The following is a 17,585-nucleotide window of genomic DNA, read 5'->3' on the forward strand; positions in this document are numbered from 1 at the left end:
TCGTTATGAATAACCGTATCGCCGACGGCCGGGTCAAGTTCCGGCACCTGCAGTGCTTTCTCGCGGTCGCGCAGCAGGGCGGCGTGCAGAAGGCGGCGGAAAGCCTGTCGATCACGCAGCCGGCCGTATCGAAGACGATCGCCGAACTGGAGGCGATCCTCGGCGTGAAGCTGTTCGAGCGCGGCCGGCAGGGCGCGCAGCCGACCCGCGAGGCGCAGTTGTTCCTGCCGCACGCGAACGCGTGCGTGCTGGCGCTGCGGCAGGGCGTCGGGCTGCTCGCGCGCGAGGGCGGCGCCGCCGCGGCAACGCTGGAAATCGGCATGCTGCCGACCGTCGCGGCATCGCTCGCGCCCGCGCTGATGAAGGCGCTCGCCGAGCGCTGGCCGCGCGTCGTCGTGCGGATCGCGACGGCCGCGAACGCCGATCTGCTGGAGCGCCTGAAGTCCGGCGCGATCGAGTGCGCGATCGGGCGGCTGTCGGAGCCGGAGCGGATGATCGGCCTCGCGTTCGAGCAGTTGTACAACGAGCCGCTCGTCGCCGTCGTGCGCGCCGGGCATCCGCTGCTGTCGAGCGCGGCGCCGGCCGCCGAGCTCGCACGCTTTCCGGTCGTGCTCCCGCCGTTCGGCACGCTGATCCGCCAGTCGGCCGAGCAACTGCTCGGCGCCTGCGGCGCGCCGCCGCTGGATTCGTTCATCGAGGTGCTGTCGGTGTCGGTCGCGCGCGCGTTGGCGCTCGAGAACGACGCGGTCTGGTTCGTGCCGCTCTATGCGGCCGAATACGACCTGTCGGCCGGCGCGCTGGCACGCGTGCCGCTGCCGTCGGCAGGCACCGACGAGCCGGTCGGGCTCGTGCTGCGCACCGATGCGCAGCCGTCGCCGGTCGCGCGGACGCTGATCGACGCCGTGCGCGAGATCGCACGATCACGGTTCGGCGACAAGCGCCCGCACCGGACGCCGCGCGCCGCGCGCAAGCCGGGTCGCGGCAATCGCTGATCCTTGGGGCCGGGCGGCAAGCCCGGCCCGGTTCCTGTCTGCGCTTCCGGACCGGCCATCCGGCCAGTAGCCGTCATCGTGGTGCTTGGCATATCGTATCGTTTTTGGTGCGCTTGGTGACAAGACGATGGTGCGACAGCAGATCCCGGTCACGCTCGGCGTGCGGTTCTTTCGCACGGCCCGAGGCAACGAGCCGGTGCGCGAATGGCTCAAGGCGCTCGGGCAGGCGGAGCGAAGGACGATCGGCGAAGAGATCAAGACCGTGCAACCGGGCTGGCCGCTCGGCATGCCGCTGGTCCGGAAGATGGCGCGGGATGTGTGGGAGATCCGCGTGATGCTGCCGGGGCGGAGCGCCCGCGTGCCGTTCACGGTCGTCGGCGACACGATGGTCCTGCTGCACGGCTTCTTCAAGCAGTCGCGGGCCACGCCGTCGGACGAGCTCGACGTCACCGTCGCGCGCCTGAAGGCGCTGACGCACACCCTTTGAATTTCCGGTTGCGCCTGAACGCGTCGTTTCCGACGGTCGGGCAGCCGGCCACGCCATGCACAGGAGTACGACATGACGACCACGAACAATCCGCACATCGGCAGCGACTTCGATACCTTCCTCGAAGAGGACGGCAATCTCGAAGCGGCCACCGCCACCGCGATCAAGCGCGTGATCGCGTGGCAGATCGGGCACGAAATGAAGGCGCAGCACATCACGAAAACCGCGATGGCCGTGCGGATGAAAACCAGTCGTGCCGCACTCAACCGGCTGCTCGACGAAACCGACACGTGCCTCACGCTGGCGACGCTCGCGAGCGCGGCCGCCGCGCTCGGCAAGCGGCTCAGCTTCGAGCTCGTGCCGGCCTGACCGACGCGATGCGCGCGGCGATCCGGGCCGCGATTCGGCCAACGATCGGCCGGCGCGTCGCCGTGAGCGGGCGGGTGTCAGCCCGCGCACGCAGGGCGGGTCATTTGCGCGGCGCGGCCACCTGCAGATAAAGCAGCGCGCCACCCGCGAGCAGTAGCGGGCACAGAATGTACCAGCCCGTCGTCAGAAACAGCCCGGCCACCGCGACCAGCGATATCCACGCGCAGCGGTAAGCGATGCCGCCGCGCGGCAGCAACTTCAGCGCGGCGGCCGCACCGAGCCCATACACCATCACGAAGCACCCGGACGTCACGAGCACGAGCGGTTTCGGCCCGACGTCCGAGATCGTCGTCGCGGCCAGTGCGACGGCCGCGAGCGCGGCGATCACGCCGAGGCTGCGGCGCGGCACGCCGCCCACCTGGCTGCCTTGTGCGAGCCACGCGGGCAGCGCGCCGTCGCGCCCGAGCGCCGCGCCGAGCTTGGCCGCACCCGCGAAATACGCGTTCATCGTGCCGAGCGTGAGCAGCAGCGCGGCCGCGGCGGCCAGCACCTGCGCATGACCGCCGATGCCGCCCGCGATCAGTTCGGCGAGCGGCGCACCCGATGCGCCCGCCGACGGGCCGAGCACCGTCACGCTCGCGGCGGCGACCGACAGATACAGGAACCCGACCACCACGACCGCGATGCCGGCCGAGCGCGGCATGTCGTGCGCGGGCCGGCGGAATTCGGCCGCGAGATGCGTGATCGCTTCCCAGCCGGCGAAACTCCACACGAGCAGCGCGGCGGCCTGACCGACCGCGAGCCAGCCGTGCGGCGCGAACGGATGCAGGTTCGCGGTGCGCGCATGCGGCGCGGACGCGAGCACCGCGGCGAGCAGCAGCGTGACGAGCAGCGCCGACAGCACGAGCTGCATGCGGCCCGACACGGTGACGCCGAATGCATTCGCGGCCGACACGGTCGCGATCAGCGCGGCCGCGGTGACGATGACGGTCGTCTGCCCGCCGCCCGTGACGGCCGCGACGTAGGCGCCGCCGAACATCGCGGCGGCCGGCGCGCCGGCCGGCACCGCGAAGTAGAAGCACCATCCGACGATGGCCGCGGCTTTCGGCCCGAATGCGCGCCGCGCGTAGGTGGAGACGCCGCCGGCATCGGGATAGCGTGCGCCGAGTGCGGCGAAGGTGGCCGCGAGCGGCCCGGACAGCACGACGAGCGTGGCCCACGCGAGCAGCGAGGCCGGCCCCGCGACTTCGGCGGCCAGCGCGGGCAGCGCGATCACGCCGGTGCCGAGCACCGCGCCGATATAGAGCGCGGCGCCCTGGAAAATCGTCAACGAGCCCGCGTGATGCGTCGCGGGCGAATCGGCATGCGAGGACATGGGCAGTGGTCTCCGGAGGTCTTGTCGTGTTGGCGCGCGGGCGGCCGCGCAGAAAATCGTTCGATGCTACCCGAACGCCGGTGGCAATGCGGCGTGGCGATCAGTAGTCCGTGCGGTGCGGCGTGGCAGCCGATGTCAGTAGCGGCGTGCGAGCCGCAGGCGCGCATCCTCGCGCGCGGCGGGAGTCAGGTCGGGCGAGAAGTGGAATGCGCCGGCCACCAGCGATGCGACGGGCACGCCGTCGCGGAACAGCACGCGGTTGCCGGCCAGCGCCGGCACCTTGTCACCGGGCAGCAGCGTGCCGGCAAGATTCAGCGGGTCGGCGCCCGTCACGCACACGGTCTGCCCGTCGCCCGGTTGCCGCCGCAATTCGCGCAGGATCGGGATCGCTTCGGGCAGCGCGAACTGTTCGCCCGCGAGCCCGGCGACGAAGCGCCCGCCGCGAATTTCGCCGCGCGCTTCGAGCCGCTGCAACACGCGCACGAGCTCGCGCCAGCTCGGCAGCCAGTCGGCTTCGCGTTCGAGCAGCCGCCAGAACACGACGCCATAGCGGCGCAGCAGCGTCCATGCGATGTGTTCGAGCGCGTCGGGATCGGTCGCGGCCTGCCCGCGTTTCGGCGTCGGTGCGCCGTCCGGCGGCGCGCGGCGTTGCACGAGCGCCCAGCGGCCCGCGTCGTCCATCCCGCCGATCAGCGCGCCGCCGCGCCGCGTGCGCGGCGCATAGGTCGCACTGCGCTTGACGGCCGGTTTCAGCAGGGCGCGCAGGCCCGCGTAGCTGTCCGCATTCACGAGGCCGGCCGACACGAGTTCGCCGAGCGCCTGTTCGAGTTCGACGGGCAGCATGTGCAGGTCGTCGAGCAGCGCATCGAAGAACATCGCGCCGTGGGCGGCGAGGGCGTCGCGCACCTGCGCGGCCCGCGCGGACAGCGCCGGTTGTGCATCGGGGTCGCGCAGCGCCTGCCATGCGCAGAGGTGGCGGCGCGGCAGCAGCACGATCGGCGTCGTCTTCACGGGCGTGCCGGCCGCGCGCGCCGGCGCGCCGATGCGGGTCCACACGAGCTTGCCGGAGCGGCACAGCTCGTCGAGCCCGCCCGCCGTGTAGTCGGTGAGCCGCGCGGGCAGCAGCGCGTCTTCCCACGCGCCCGCCGCGGCCTCGTAGCCTTCGAGCTGTTCGACCACTGCCGCGAGGGCATCGCGGCCGGTGCCACGGGTGTCGGGCGTCAGGTGCTGCCAGTGGAACAGGAAGCGCATGAAATCGGCGCGCTCGACCGGCTCGATCTCGCGGCGCAGCCGCTTGACCGTATAGCGATGAATGCGCGCAAGCAGATGGCGCTCGCACCATTCGTCCGTTGCCGCGCCCGGCGTGAACCGGCCGCGCATCACATAGCCTTCGCGCTCCAGCGCGGCGAGCGCCGTCGCGACCGACGCAGGCGGCAGGCCGAGCGGCGTCGCGATCGCGTCGAGTGAGAGCGGGCCGAAGCCGGTGAGCCTTGCGCGGATCACGTCGACGAGTGCGGCATCGGGTTCCCACGGCTGCGCGCAGGCGGCCGGCACCTTGAGCGCCGGCGCGATGCGCGCGTCGGGGTGCAGCGCACGCACGCACACGAGCCGTTCGACCGGCACCCACAGCGCGGCGCCGCCCGGCGCGACGAGTTTCGTCGTGCGCCGGCGCTCCGCGAGTTCCGCAAGCCGGTCGGGCCAGCCTTCGTGTTCGCGTGCTTCGCTGTCGGCGATGCACGCGAGCGTGAGCAGCGCGTCGTGCATTTCGTCGGCGTCGCGCACGAGCGGCCACGCTTCGTCGCGTACCGCATCGATCGCGTCGGCGTCGAGCGCGCCGAGATCGTCGGCCGATTCGGGATCGCTCCAGCGGCGCGACTGCACGGCCTGCGTGCGGCGCTCTTCGAGCGGTGCGTCGTCGAGGAAGGCGTAGGGTTTCGCGTTCAGGATCTCGGCCGCGAGCGGCGACGGCGCCGGCAGGTCGCGTGCAACCAGCTCGATCGCGCCGCTTTCGATCCGGCGCAGCAGCGCAAGCCAGCCGTCGGTGTCCATCGCGTCGTGCAGGCAATCGTCGAGCGTCTGCTCGACCAGCGGGTGATGCGGAATCTCGCGCTCGCCGACGACGTTCTCGAGGCAGGCGGCCTGATCGGGGAAGACGGCGGCGAGCAGGTCGTCGCTCTTCATCCGCTGCAGTTGCGGCGCGGTGCGCTTGCCGCCGGTAAAGCGCGGCAGCGCGAGCGAGGTCGTCGCGTTCCAGCGCCAGCGCACGCCGAACATCGGCGCGTCGAGCAGGGCCTGGATCAGCACGTGCTCGGCGCTGGCCGAACGCAGGTAGCGCCACACCTCGTCGAGCGCGAAGCTGTGCGCGAGCGACAGCGACAGGATGATCGCGTCGTCGGTCGCGGCCGCCTGCAGCTCGAAGTTGAAATTGCGGCAGAAACGCTTGCGCAGCGCGAGCCCCCACGCGCGGTTGATGCGGCTGCCGAACGGCGAATGGATCACGAGCTGCGTGCCGCCCGATTCGTCGAAGAAGCGTTCCATCACGAGCGTGTCCTGCGTCGGCAGCGCGCCGAGCGCGGCGCGCGCGCGGGCGAGATAGTCGACGATCTGGTGCGCGGCATCGGGCGACAGGCGCAGGTCGTCGACGAGCCAGCGCAACGCCGGCGCGAGGCGGCTTTCGGCGGTGCCGGCGAGCGCGGCGCCGTTTTGCAAGTCGATCGACGCGTCGGCGGCGACCTGGGTGGCAGCCTCGGGTTTCGCATTCACGCCGGCCTGGGTGCCGGTCCGGCGCGCGGACTTGCCGCCGTTCCCGCTTCCGCTCTCGTCGCCGATGCGCTCGCGGTTGCCGCCACGCGCCGGCCGGTCGCCTTCGGCGAACAGACCGTCGAGCCGCGCGCGCAGCCGGCCGACCGCCGCCGACAGCTCGTCGCTGCGCCCTGGCGCCTCGCCGAGCCAGAACGGAATGTTCGGCGACTGGCCCTGCGCGTCTTCCACGCGCACGCGTCCCGTTTCGACGCGAATGATCCGGTACGACTGGTTGCCCAGCTGGAACACGTCGCCCGCGAGGCTCTCGATCGCGAAATCCTCGTTGACGGTGCCGACCTGGATGCCCTGCGGTTCGAGCAGCACCGCGTAGTCGGCCATGTCGGGGATCGTGCCGCCCGACGTGGTGGCGGTCATCATCGCGTTGCGGCGCCCGCGCACGGTGCCGCCGACCACGTCGCGATGCAGGTACGCGCCGCGCACGCCGCGGCGGCTCGTAAAGCCTTCGGCGAGCATCTTCATCACTTCGTCGAAGCGCTCGCGCGCAAGCCCTGCATACGGCGCCGCGCGCGTGAAGCTCGCGTACAGCGCGTCTTCTTGCCATTCCGCGCATGCCGCTTCGGCGACGATCTGCTGCGCGAGCACGTCGAGCGGCGCATCGGGAATGCGAAGCGTGTCGAGCTCGCCGCGTTGCACGCAATCGAGCAGCGCCGCGCATTCGACGAGTTCGTCGCGCGACAGCGGGAACAGCCGGCCCTTCGGTATGCCGCCGACATGGTGCCCGGAGCGGCCGACGCGCTGCAGGAACGGTGCGATTCCGCGCGGCGAGCCGACCTGGCAGACGAGATCGACGTCGCCGATATCGATGCCGAGTTCGAGCGATGCGGTGGCGACGAGCAGCTTCAGTTCGCCGCGCTTCAGGCGCTGTTCGGCGTCGAAGCGATGCTCCTTCGCGAGACTGCCGTGATGCGCGGCGATCGCTTCCTTGCCGAGCCGGTCGGCGAGATGGCGCGCCATGCGCTCGGCGGTGCGCCGCGTGTTGACGAACACGAGCGTCGTGCGATGCGCGGCCGCGAGCCCGGCGATGCGATCGTACACCTGTTCCCACACGTCGGTCGCCATCACGGGTTCGAGCGGCACGTTCGGCAACTCGAGTGCGAGGTCGCGCTCGCGCGTGTGGCCCGTGTCGACGATCGCGCAGTCGCGCGGCGCGTCGGCCGGGCCGCCGACCAGGAAGCGCGCGACCGCGTCGATCGGCTTTTGCGTGGCCGACAGCCCGATGCGCGGCAGCGCGCGGCCGGCCAGCGCATCGAGGCGTTCGAGGGACAGCGCGAGATGGCTGCCGCGCTTGGACGACGCGAGCGCATGGATTTCGTCGACGATGACCGAGCGCACGTTCGACAGCATCTGCCGCCCCGACGTGGACGACAGCAGCACGTACAGCGATTCGGGTGTCGTGACGAGGATGTGCGGCGCGCGCTTGCGCAGCGCGGCGCGCTCGGCCTGCGTGGTGTCGCCGGTGCGCACGGCGGTGCGGATCGCCGGCACCGGCAGGCCGAGTTGCGCGAGCGATTCGGCGATGCCGGCGAGCGGCGCATCGAGGTTCACGTGAATGTCGTTCGACAGCGCTTTCAGCGGCGACACGTACACGACCAGCGTCGTGTCGGGCAGCGTGCCGTCGTGCGCGAGCGCGTCACGCACCAGTTCGTCGAGCGCGCACAGGAACGCGGTGAGCGTCTTGCCGGAGCCGGTGGGCGCGGCGACCAGCGTCGAGCGGCCGGCCTTGATGTGGGGCCACGCGAGCGCCTGCGCGCCGGTGGGCGCGTCGAACGTGCGCCGGAACCACGCGGCGACGGCCGGGTGGAACACGTCGAGCGCACGGGCGGCCGGGCGGGTAGCTGTGACGTCCATCGGAGCGTTGAAATAGGGTGCGAGCGGGGTGCAAAGCGCGCAAACCGCGCGCGCACGAATCGAATCGTCAGTGTGCCAGACGTCGCGTGTGCGCGCCGGGCACATGGGTGGGCGATTCGCTTCAGATGGGGGCCCGCACCGTACTTTCAACCGACGGAAAGTTGCGTGCGCGTCGGCGTGCCGATCGCGCGGGGAATGGTGTCGAATTGCAACTAGACGCGATGCAGCCAGCCGAGCCACTGTTCGAGCAGCGGCGCACGCGAGCACAACGACTGCGCGAGCCACAGCGTGCCGCCCCACGCGGCGGCCACGATGATCAGGTCGCAATGCCCGCTGTTCCACAGGTTCAACGAGTGGCGCCGCCAGATCCACGGCACGCCGAGCGGGTTCGGCCAGTCGGCGAGCAGGTGCATCACGCCGCCGCAGGCGAAGCCGAACAGCGGCGCGGCCCACAGCGGATGCGGATGATGGGTGAGCCCGTGCCACCCGAGCGCGAGCAGCGCGATCCAGCCGATGCCCCAGTGCGTGACGGTGCGATGCGTGATCCACAGGCGGCGCTTGCGGCTCCACCAGGCCACTTCGAGCCAGTCGGGCGCGGTGCCGCCAGCGACGCCCGCCGCGAACGCGGCGAACAGGGCCGAATGCCACGGGCCGGTGGCCCCGGTTTGTGCGACGAGGACGGCGGCGGCGACGCCGGCTGCGAAGCCGGACGCATGATGCGCATTGTGTGAGGCCATAGGAAGCGACGGAAGCGAGACGAAGAAACGCGAAGCGTGAACGAAAAAATGATGCGGCGCGAAAGCGGGGCGCTATCTTCTCAGATCGGCCCGCGCTGCGGCAGGGCTCTTTGCGGAATTTTTTATGCGTGCCGCGTGGCGTGCCGCGTGGCGTGCCGCGCGGTTCGCAACTTTCGGTTTTGTGCGCTGCGTGATGAAGATGTTTGAAGGCGTTTTGCGGAGAGGAACCGAGGTCGTGTCGCATGCAATTTCGACCGATCCGCATGCAAGCCGAGCAGGCCGCGCGCACATAACGATGCGCTTTCGTCGCACACCACGTGTTCGACCCTTTTTGTCCCCCTATACTACGAAACCGGAGATGACCGTCGGCGCGCCGACGGCCATGAGCGGAACAGGCGCCTTTCCTGCCTGAAGGAGATCCACATGGGGGACATGCAATGACTACGCTGAATCGCTTCAAATCATCCGCTGCCGTGCTCGCGACGGTGGCCGGCATCGGCTTCCTGCCGAACGCGCCCGTCTATGCGAAGGGGCCGCAGCCGGCGGTCCTGACGAGCTCGGCTGTCGCGGTGGCCGACAAGTACAGCGCGGATGCCGCTGAGCGAATCTTCAAGGAAGGCGGCAACGCGATCGACGCGGCCGTCGCGATCGCGTTCACGCTCGCCGTCACGTATCCGGAAGCCGGCAACATCGGCGGCGGCGGGTTCATGACGATCTACAAGGACGGCAAGCCGTACTTCATCGACTACCGCGAGCGCGCGCCGCTCGCCGCGACGAAGGACATGTATCTCGACAAGGACGGCAACGTCGTCAAGGGCATGAGCCTGTACGGCCCGCGCGCGGTCGGCGTACCGGGCACGGTCGCGGGCATGTGGGAAGCGCAGAAGCGCTTCGGCAAGCTGAAGTGGAAGCAGGTGCTCGCGCCGGCGATCCACTATGCGCGCGACGGCTTCGTCGTCGACGAACAGCTCGCGCAGCGCGGCGTCGACGCATCGAAGGAGTTCGGCGGCAAGACCAACTTCGACAAGTATTTCTCCGGGCTGAAGGCCGGCGCGAACTTCAAGCAGCCGGATCTCGCCGACGTGCTCACGCGCATCGCGAACGACGGCGCGGAAGGTTTCTACAAGGGCAAGACGGCCGAGCTGATCGCCGCGTCGATGAAGACCGGCGACGGCAACGGGCTGATCACCACCGAGGATCTCGCGCAGTACCGCGCGGTGTGGCGCCAGCCGGTGCAGGCGAAGTGGAACGGCTATGACGTGATCACCGCGCCGCCCCCGAGCTCGGGCGGTATCGGCCTCGTGCAGCTGCTGAAGATGAAGGCCGACCTCAAGCAGGACTTCGAGGGCGTGAAGCTCAACTCGCCGCAGTACATCCACCTCGTCGCGGAAATCGAGAAGCGCGTGTTCGCCGATCGTGCGCAGTATCTCGGCGATCCCGATTTCTACAAGGTGCCGATCGCGCAGTTGACCGACGACGCGTACATCGCGAAGCGGGCGGGTGAAGTCAATCCGAAGGAGCCGTCGGATACGAAGAGCGTGCAGCCGGGCCTCGGCACGACGATGCCGGAGAAAGCCGAAACGACGCACTTCTCGGTGGTCGACAAGTGGGGCAACGCGGTGTCGAACACGTACACGATTAACGGCTACTTCGGCTCGGGCGTGATCGCCGACGGCACCGGCATCGTGCTGAACGACGAGATGGACGACTTCTCCGCGAAGCCGGGCGTCGCGAACATGTTCGGCGTGGTCGGCAGCGACGCGAACGCGATCGAACCGAAGAAGCGCCCGTTGTCGTCGATGTCGCCGACGATCATGACCAAGGACGGCAAGGTGTCGCTCGTGATCGGCACGCCGGGCGGCTCGCGCATCTTCACGTCGATCTTCCAGGTGATCAACAACATCTACGACTTCAAGATGCCGTTGAAGGAAGCGGTCGGCGCGATGCGCTTCCATCACCAGCTGCTGCCGCCGAACACGATCTTCTGGGAGCCGTACCACCCGATCGAAGGCGAGCTCGCGAAGCAGATCGAGGCGCGCGGCTACACGCTGAAGGGGCAGGATTTCAGTGGCGACATCCAGGTGATCAAGATCGACGGGAAGACGCCGGAGGCGATGGCCGACCCGCGTGGGCGGGGGGTGACGCGGATCATCCGCTGACCAGCGCGCCGACCGGTTGCGTTCCACGCGCCGGCCGAAGCAGAAGCCGCCAAGGTATCAGGCGGCTTTTTTTATGGACGCATGGTTTGAAAGAATTCTCCTTTTAAATTAAACGGCGCACCGGGCTGCGCGGGCAGGCCGGCGTCGACGGGATCGGTTTCCGGCCGGGCGGCAATACGGACGAATTCGTTGCGCGCGCGGGGGACGGACGCCGGGCCGGCCCCATTTTCATGAATTTGACGCGCGACACTGAGATAATGTGAGCGTTTGGCTGCGTCAATGATGGAAGGAGGCCCCATGGGCGACAACGATATCCGTACCGAGATCGACGACCGCACCGAGGAATCGATGGAGGTGCGCCAGCGCCGCTTCGAGGAAGATCTGGTCGACGCCTACGACGAAGAGCTCGAAATGGAGCTCGACGATCGCCGCTTCGACGACAGCGACGAGCTGCTGTTTTCGCAGGAGCGCCGCGAGGCGCGCAAGCGGTATTTCCGCGAACTGTTCCGGCTGCAGGGCGAACTCGTGAAGCTGCAGGACTGGGTCGTGAGCACCGGGCACCGGCTCGTGGTCATTTTCGAAGGGCGCGACGCGGCCGGCAAGGGCGGCGCGATCAAGCGCATCACGCAGCGGCTGAATCCGCGCGTGTGCCGCGTGGCGGCGCTGCCGGCGCCGAACAACCGCGAGCGCACGCAATGGTATTTCCAGCGCTATGTCGCGCATCTGCCGGCCGGCGGCGAGATCGTGCTGTTCGACCGCAGCTGGTACAACCGCGCGGGCGTCGAGCGCGTGATGAACTTCTGTACCGACGAGGAATACGAGGAGTTTTTCCGTTCGGTGCCCGAATTCGAGAAGATGCTGGTGCGCAGCGGGATCCAGATCGTCAAATACTGGTTCTCGATCACCGATCACGAGCAGGAAGTGCGATTCCAGAGCCGAATCAAGGATCCGCTCAAGCAATGGAAGCTGAGCCCGATGGATCTCGAGAGCCGCCGCCGCTGGGAAGCCTATACGGCCGCGAAGGAAGAGATGCTGCAGCGCACGCACATCGAGGAAGCGCCGTGGTGGGTCGTGCAGGCCGTCGACAAGAAGCGCGCGCGGCTGAACTGCATTCACCATCTGCTGCAGCAGGTGCCGTATCACGAGGTGCCGCACGCACCGATCGACCTGCCGCCGCGCGAGCATCACGAGGATTACATCCGCCGGCCGGTGCCGGACACCATGATCGTGCCGGATGTTTACTGAGTGACCGGGCGGCCCCGGCGGATTCGATGCGATGAAGGGGGCGCCGCGCGATGCGGCGCACGTTACTCCCGGATCAGGAACGCGTTGCGGTCGCGCCCGACTATCCAGGCGGGGGCGCGCCCGCGCCCGCTCCATGTCGCGCCGGTTGCCGGATCGCGATACTTCACGCCGACCGTGAACAGCTTCGCGCGCTCGCTGTAACCCTGCCCGAAGATTTCCCGCGCGGTCAGCGCGTAGCTCGTGACGAGCTCGCGTACCTGCGCGAGCGCCGCGCTGCGTTCGCGGCTCCGTGCCGCCTTGATGCGTCGATCGAGTTCCGCAAGCTGGGCTTGCAGTGTCTGCACTTGATACATGCGTCCGTTATCCCGTAGCTGAGTTTTGATTATGGCGACGCGCGACGAACCGCGCGGCGGCACGCCCGGCCATGGCATGCCGCCTGCGCCGGCTGCGGGTAAAACGTTTGCGCTGCGAGTCGCCGGGAACCCGATGAGAGTAAGTGGCGGTGCCCGGTTTTTCTATCGGACGTATCTGATTTTTCCGCGCAATTTGCTGACCGCCCGGGACGACCGGGCGCGCGGCGGCCACGCGTCACAGATCCGGAAAGCCCGATCGTCCTTGCGTCAGGTCGAACAGCTCGGTTCGTGCATTCACGTCGGCGGTCTCGGGCAGCTTGATTACGAGCCTGACCGTCATCCCGTACGCGCTGTCGACAAGTTCATAGCCGGCCTGTTCGATCCAGCGGCGCACGCGCGCTTCCTCGGGGTAGCCGATCTCGATCGCGAGCCGTGTGTAGCGGATGCGTTCGACGCGCTCGGCATCGAGCAGCGCCGACGCGATCGCATCGGTATAAGCGCGCACCAGACCACCGGCACCGAGCTTCACGCCACCGTAGTACCGCACCACCGCGCCGAGCACGCCGTCGAGATCGTGATGGCGCAGCACTTCGAGAATCGGCCGGCCCGCGGTGCCCGACGGTTCGCCGTCGTCCGACATGCCCGACTGACCGCCCGCCAGCAACGCCCAGCACACATGCGTGGCCGCCGGGTGTTCGTCGCGCAGGCGCTGCAGCGCCTGCATCGCGGCGTCGCGGTCGTCGACGGGAATCGCGTACCCGATGAAGCGGCTCTTGCGGATCTCGAGTTCCCGGATGTACGTGGTGGCGAGCGAGTAGTTCATGCGCCGTGAGGGGGAAAGAGTAACGAAATCAAAGTGATGAGGGCTTGTTGACGTAGGTGATCCCGATCCGGACAGGGATGGGCGGCGGTTCGGCGGGACGAAGACAGGATTTTACCGTGGCGGGCATCGAAGCCTTTCCATTCCGGCAGGGCCCGTTCCCGCAGATGTCCCGGGTACGAAAAGACGAAACCTGCCGCGATGTGACGGGTGCGGCGGCAGCTATCCGGCGGCGTCACCGCACGCCGACCGACGACCGCAGCGCCGCGCCCAGCGTGCGCAGCGCCTGTCGCGCGCGTGCATCGGTCAGGTTCGAGTAGAGCACCACGTCGCGCGCCGGCAACGGCGGCAGCCCGTATCGCGCGCCCACGTCGACCGTCCCGACGGGCGCCACGCGGTGCCCGAGCGCGGCGACGGCCAGCCCCGCGGACACCGCCGCGCCGATCGTCGCCACACCGCCGCCGACGAACACTTCCGTCCACGCGACTCCGGCTTCGTCCAGCGCGCCGACCGCCATGCGGCGTACGCTGCACGGCTCGGCCTGCGTCGCGAGCCGCAGCGGTTGCGGCGGATGGTACTCGAAATCGGCCGCGGCCATCCAGCCGAACGACTCGGACAGGATGGTTTCGCCGTCGAGCCGCCGGCTGTCGTGCTGCAGCGCGACGGCGGCATCGAGCTGGCCGCGGTCGAATGCATCGAGCACGTCGCGCGACGCGGCGACCCGGATTTCCAGCACGAGCCCCGGCTCGGCTTCGCTCATGCGCCGCAGCAGCATCGGCAGGTCGGCGCCGACGACATGATGGCTCACGCCGATCACGAGCCGCCGCTGACCGGCGCCGAACGCGTCGACCGCACCCTGGTGAGCGGAAACGAGTTCGCGCGCGGGCTCCAGGAACGCGGTGCCGTCGGCCGACAGGCGAACCTGGCGCGGCGTGCGTTCCAGCAGGCGGCGGCCGAGGCCGTCCTCGAGCCGCTTGATCTTCAGGCTCACCGCGGATTGCGTGGTGTCCATCGCCTCGGCGGCGCGCGTGAAGCTCTTGAGATCGGCGGTCAGCACGAACGCCTGCACGGCTTCGATATCGAGCGTTTTCATCGCACACGCATCCATTTCAAAAGCGAATCATTAAAATATTCTGCCATCGTCTTTCCAAATGATTCAAGCGCTTCTACGCTGTGTTCAAGCCGTTGGAATCTCCCTTTTCGTTTCCAGGAGTCGATCATGCTGACTGCGTACTACGTGCATCGCCTGCCGGCGGACTACGACCTCGACATCATCCGCGATCGCGTGCGCGAGCGCGGCAGGCTTTGGGACGATACGCCTGAGCTGGTGTTCAAGGGGTTCCTGCTGCGCGAGGCGGGCCGCTACGGTGCGACGGAAAACGGCTATGCATCGCTTTATCTGTGGCGCAACGAACAGGCATTCGCCGGCTTCGTCACGGACGGCCGCTACCGGGTCGTGACGGACAGCTTCGGACGCGCGCCGATCGACGTGCAGGTCGCGCTCGACGCGCGCAAGGGCAGTGCGTCGACGGCGCGTTTCGTGCGGCTGGAGGCCGTCGATATTCCGGCGGATGCCGATCTCGACGCGACGCTGGCCCAGGAGATCGCGGGCAATCGCGAAGCGGCCGCCCGGCAGGGCGTGGTCGCGGCGGCCGTCAGCGTCGACCCGCTACGCTGGCGGCTGACGCGGATACGCGTATCGGAACACGAGCCGGACGACAGTGGCGCGGGCACGGTGTACCAGGTCATGCATCTGGCCAGGCCGTTGCTCGATACGCTGGAAGGGAGCGGCGCGTGATGGCCGGCGTCGGGTCGCGATCGCGGGCCCGACCGGTGGCGCGTGTCCGCTCGCCGGACAACGCGTGCAGGGCGGCGCCGCTGTGCCTGCCTGCCGGCGTGGTGGTCGCCGCGCATCTGGCCGGCATCGCGGCGGGGATAGCCGCTATCGCCGCGCTGGCGATGTTGCTGGCGTTGGTGTTCCGGTAAAGATCGTCAGCGGACGGGCAAACGCGGGGGAGCCGGGCACGGCATGCGCGGCTCCCCCGGTTGGTTCATCGGCGATCAATGCCCCTGCAACCGGATATCGCGCGACGACGCCCCGACATACACCGTCCCGCCCGGCACCATGCGCCAGCCGTTACGCGACGTATCCCACACGCTCTGCATCCGCGGCGACACGGTCACGCGCACGCGCTGCGCCTCGCCCGGATTCAGCCGGATCTTCTCCCAGCCGACCAGCCGCTTCGGCGGTTCGTCCTTATACGGCACGCCCAGATAGACCTGCGGCGTTTCCGCGCCCGCAACGCGCCCGTCGTTGCGCACGGTAAACGCGACGCTCAGCGAGCCGTCCCATTGCCGCGACACCGACAGCCCCGAATACGCGAAGTGCGTGTACGACAGCCCGTAGCCGAACTCGAACATCGGCTTGATGTTGCGCGCGTCATACCAGCGATAGCCCATGTTCAGCTTTTCCGCATAGACGGGATCGTTGTCGAACGCACCGTTTTGCCCCCAGGTCGGCGAATCCTGATCGCGCGCGGGGAACGTGACGGGCAGCTTGCCGGACGGGTTGACCGCGCCGAACAGCACGTTCGCGATCGCCTTGCCGCCGGCTTCGCCCGGATACCACGCCTCGACGATCGCCGAGACCTGGTCCTTCCACGGCATCAGCACCGGGTTGCCGCTCTGGACGACGACGATCGTGTGCGGATTCGCGCGGGCGACGGCCTCGACGAGCGCATCCTGGTTCGACGGGTTCGCGAGGCTCAGGCTCTGGAGATCGCCGAAATCCTCGCCGGCCGGCTGCGCGACCACGACGATCGCGACGTCCGAACGGCCCGCGAGTGCCGCGGCCTGGTCGATCTCCTGCTGCGTGTACGCGCGGAACGGCGACTGCTGGTCGCTGTTGCCCGCATACGTGACCTGCGCGGCCGGCGCGAGCGCGCGGATCGCCGCGACGATGGGCACGTCGACCTTCAGCCACGGATTGCGCCACCAGCTGCATCCGGTCGACGAACCGAACGTGAGGCCGCCGCAGCCCGCGAACGATCCCGATACGGGGTCGCGCGTGTTGCCCGAGCCGCCGCCCGACAGCACGGCCGCGTCGGCGTGGCCGCCGATCACGGCGATACGCGACAACGCCGATGCGACCAACGGCAGCTGGTTGCCGTCGTTCTTCAGCAGTACGATCGATTGCTCGGAAGCGGTTTGCGCGAACCGGTTCGCGGCCGCGAAATCGATCGTGCCGCCGCCCTTGGCCGGATCGTCCATCACGCCGACGCGGATCATCACTGCGAGCTTGCGCCGCACCATGTCGTCGAGTCGTGCGGTCGACACCGAGCCGTTCGCGATCGCCTGCTTGACGGCCGCGGGCGTCAGGTACACGGACGGCCCGACGTCCTCTTCCTCGTCGAGCCCGGCGTTGATCGACGCGGCGGTGCTGTGCGTGGCGCCCCAGTCGGACTGCACCTGGCCCTGGAAGCCCCATTCGTTCTTCAGCACGTCGTTCAGCAAGTGAGGGTTTTCGCACGCATACGCGCCGTTCAGGCGGTTGTAGCTGCACATCACGCTGCCGGGCCGCCCGCGCTTCGCGGCGATCTCGAACGGCAGCAGGTACAGTTCGCGCAGCGTGCGCTCGTCGATCTGCGTGTTGCCGCCCATCCGGCCATGCTCCTGTTCGTTGCCGGCATAGTGCTTGATGGTCGCGATGACCTTCTGCCGCTGCGTGGCGAGCGTGCGTTCGGCGAGCAGGTCGCCTGCCAGCAGCGGATCCTCGCCGAGATACTCGAACAGGCGGCCGCCGCGCGGCTCGCGTGCGAGGTTGGTGCCGCCGCCGAGACCCATGCCGAACCCTTGCGCGCGCAACTGGATCGCGACCTGCTTGCCGTAGTCGTACGACAGCCGGCGATCCCAGCTCGCGGCGACCGCGATCGTCGCCGGGAACGTTGTGCTGGCCTGCGACGTGCTGCCGGACCCCGTGGCCGAATCGACCATGTTCAGGTCGGGAATGCCGAGCCGCGGCACGCCCTGGATGTAGCCGGCGCCGCCGCCGGGCACCTTCGACATTTCGTATTGCGAATGAATGAACTGCAGTTTTTCGTCGAGCGTCATCTTGCGCACGAGCAGGTCGGCGCGCCGTTGCGCGGCAGCCGACGCGAACGCATCGGTGGCATCGCCCTGCGAGTTGAAATCGGCGTTGCTTGCGTAGGCATTGGTGCAGAGGGTCGCTGCCAGCACGACGGCCGGCCAGAGTTTGTCCCGCATGTTGCTCTCCATGATCGTATTGCCGGTTGTTCGAATGATGTCTGGAGCTGCGCACGTCCGGTGGATTCGCACCGGACGCAATCGGCTGGCGATGCGGGGTGGTTGCGCGTCGGC

Annotated in this window: 15 protein-coding genes; 7 read left to right on the top strand and 8 right to left on the bottom strand. The window is 68.8% G+C overall.

Features of this window, described 5'->3' with window-relative positions; genetic code table 11:
• The first annotated feature begins 5 nt into the window (after window positions 1–5).
• The 3 genes from pcaQ (at window position 6) to WJ16_RS25015 (ending at window position 1,848) form a co-directional block, all read left to right on the top strand.
• The gene (gene pcaQ, locus WJ16_RS25005) at window positions 6–992 is read left to right on the top strand and encodes a pca operon transcription factor PcaQ (protein ID WP_069259728.1); all 987 of its coding nucleotides are present in this window, start codon (window positions 6–8) and stop codon (window positions 990–992) included.
• Window positions 993–1,119: 127 nt separating this feature from the next.
• The gene (locus WJ16_RS25010; protein WP_069259729.1) at window positions 1,120–1,479 is read left to right on the top strand and encodes a type II toxin-antitoxin system RelE/ParE family toxin; all 360 of its coding nucleotides are present in this window, start codon (window positions 1,120–1,122) and stop codon (window positions 1,477–1,479) included.
• Window positions 1,480–1,551: 72 nt separating this feature from the next.
• Window positions 1,552–1,848, top strand: coding sequence for an XRE family transcriptional regulator (locus tag WJ16_RS25015; protein ID WP_069259730.1), 297 nt, complete (start codon window positions 1,552–1,554; stop codon window positions 1,846–1,848).
• Window positions 1,849–1,948: 100 nt separating this feature from the next.
• Here the strand turns inward: WJ16_RS25015 and WJ16_RS25020 are convergent, their stop codons facing one another.
• From WJ16_RS25020 to WJ16_RS25030, 3 genes are all read right to left on the bottom strand, one after another.
• Window positions 1,949–3,223 (bottom strand): APC family permease, encoded by a 1,275-nt coding sequence (locus WJ16_RS25020; protein ID WP_069259731.1) that lies wholly within the window; start codon window positions 3,221–3,223, stop codon window positions 1,949–1,951.
• 135 nt (window positions 3,224–3,358) lie between these two features.
• Window positions 3,359–7,894 carry a DEAD/DEAH box helicase gene (locus tag WJ16_RS25025; protein ID WP_069259732.1) on the bottom strand — a complete coding sequence of 1,512 codons (4,536 nt, stop codon included), beginning with the start codon at window positions 7,892–7,894 and terminating at the stop codon, window positions 3,359–3,361.
• Between the two features lie 212 nt (window positions 7,895–8,106).
• Window positions 8,107–8,631: a metal-dependent hydrolase gene (locus WJ16_RS25030; RefSeq protein WP_069259733.1), complete on the bottom strand. Its 525-nt coding sequence runs from the start codon at window positions 8,629–8,631 to the stop codon at window positions 8,107–8,109.
• 437 nt (window positions 8,632–9,068) lie between these two features.
• On the opposite strand from WJ16_RS25030, the gene ggt reads away from it, so the two are divergent.
• The gene (gene ggt / locus WJ16_RS25035) at window positions 9,069–10,790 is read left to right on the top strand and encodes a gamma-glutamyltransferase (protein ID WP_069259734.1); all 1,722 of its coding nucleotides are present in this window, start codon (window positions 9,069–9,071) and stop codon (window positions 10,788–10,790) included.
• Window positions 10,791–10,861: 71 nt separating this feature from the next.
• Here ggt and WJ16_RS35030 read toward each other — a convergent pair whose 3' ends face one another.
• Window positions 10,862–11,089: a hypothetical protein gene (locus WJ16_RS35030; protein ID WP_157126859.1), complete on the bottom strand. Its 228-nt coding sequence runs from the start codon at window positions 11,087–11,089 to the stop codon at window positions 10,862–10,864.
• Between WJ16_RS35030 and ppk2 the strand changes: the two genes are divergently transcribed.
• Window positions 11,088–12,035, top strand: coding sequence for a polyphosphate kinase 2 (ppk2, locus tag WJ16_RS25040; RefSeq protein ID WP_069259735.1), 948 nt, complete (start codon window positions 11,088–11,090; stop codon window positions 12,033–12,035). The genes WJ16_RS35030 and ppk2 overlap by 2 nt on opposite strands.
• Window positions 12,036–12,097: 62 nt before the next feature.
• Here the strand turns inward: ppk2 and WJ16_RS25045 are convergent, their stop codons facing one another.
• The 3 genes from WJ16_RS25045 to WJ16_RS25055 form a co-directional block, all read right to left on the bottom strand.
• Entirely contained in the window at window positions 12,098–12,388 is a 291-nt protein-coding gene (locus WJ16_RS25045; RefSeq protein ID WP_069259736.1) for an H-NS histone family protein, read from the bottom strand.
• Between the two features lie 235 nt (window positions 12,389–12,623).
• On the bottom strand, window positions 12,624–13,211 hold the full coding sequence (locus tag WJ16_RS25050) for an IMPACT family protein (protein ID WP_069259737.1): 588 nt from the start codon (window positions 13,209–13,211) through the stop codon (window positions 12,624–12,626).
• Window positions 13,212–13,443: 232 nt separating this feature from the next.
• Window positions 13,444–14,301, bottom strand: a complete 858-nt coding sequence (locus tag WJ16_RS25055; RefSeq protein WP_069261122.1) for a LysR family transcriptional regulator — start codon at window positions 14,299–14,301, stop codon at window positions 13,444–13,446.
• Between the two features lie 126 nt (window positions 14,302–14,427).
• Between WJ16_RS25055 and WJ16_RS25060 the strand changes: the two genes are divergently transcribed.
• Entirely contained in the window at window positions 14,428–15,006 is a 579-nt protein-coding gene (locus tag WJ16_RS25060; protein ID WP_069259738.1) for a DUF4865 family protein, read from the top strand.
• Complete coding sequence (locus tag WJ16_RS25065) at window positions 15,003–15,194, top strand: hypothetical protein (protein WP_157126860.1); 192 nt, start codon at window positions 15,003–15,005, stop codon at window positions 15,192–15,194. Before WJ16_RS25060 ends, WJ16_RS25065 begins: the two co-directional genes overlap by 4 nt.
• Window positions 15,195–15,269: 75 nt before the next feature.
• On the opposite strand, the gene WJ16_RS25070 is transcribed toward WJ16_RS25065, so the two are convergent.
• Window positions 15,270–17,471 carry a glycoside hydrolase family 3 C-terminal domain-containing protein gene (locus WJ16_RS25070; protein ID WP_069261123.1) on the bottom strand — a complete coding sequence of 734 codons (2,202 nt, stop codon included), beginning with the start codon at window positions 17,469–17,471 and terminating at the stop codon, window positions 15,270–15,272.
• Between the last annotated feature and the right edge of the window lie 114 nt (window positions 17,472–17,585).

Source organism: Burkholderia metallica (assembly GCF_001718555.1).
Taxonomy (GTDB): Bacteria; Pseudomonadota; Gammaproteobacteria; order Burkholderiales; family Burkholderiaceae; genus Burkholderia; species Burkholderia metallica.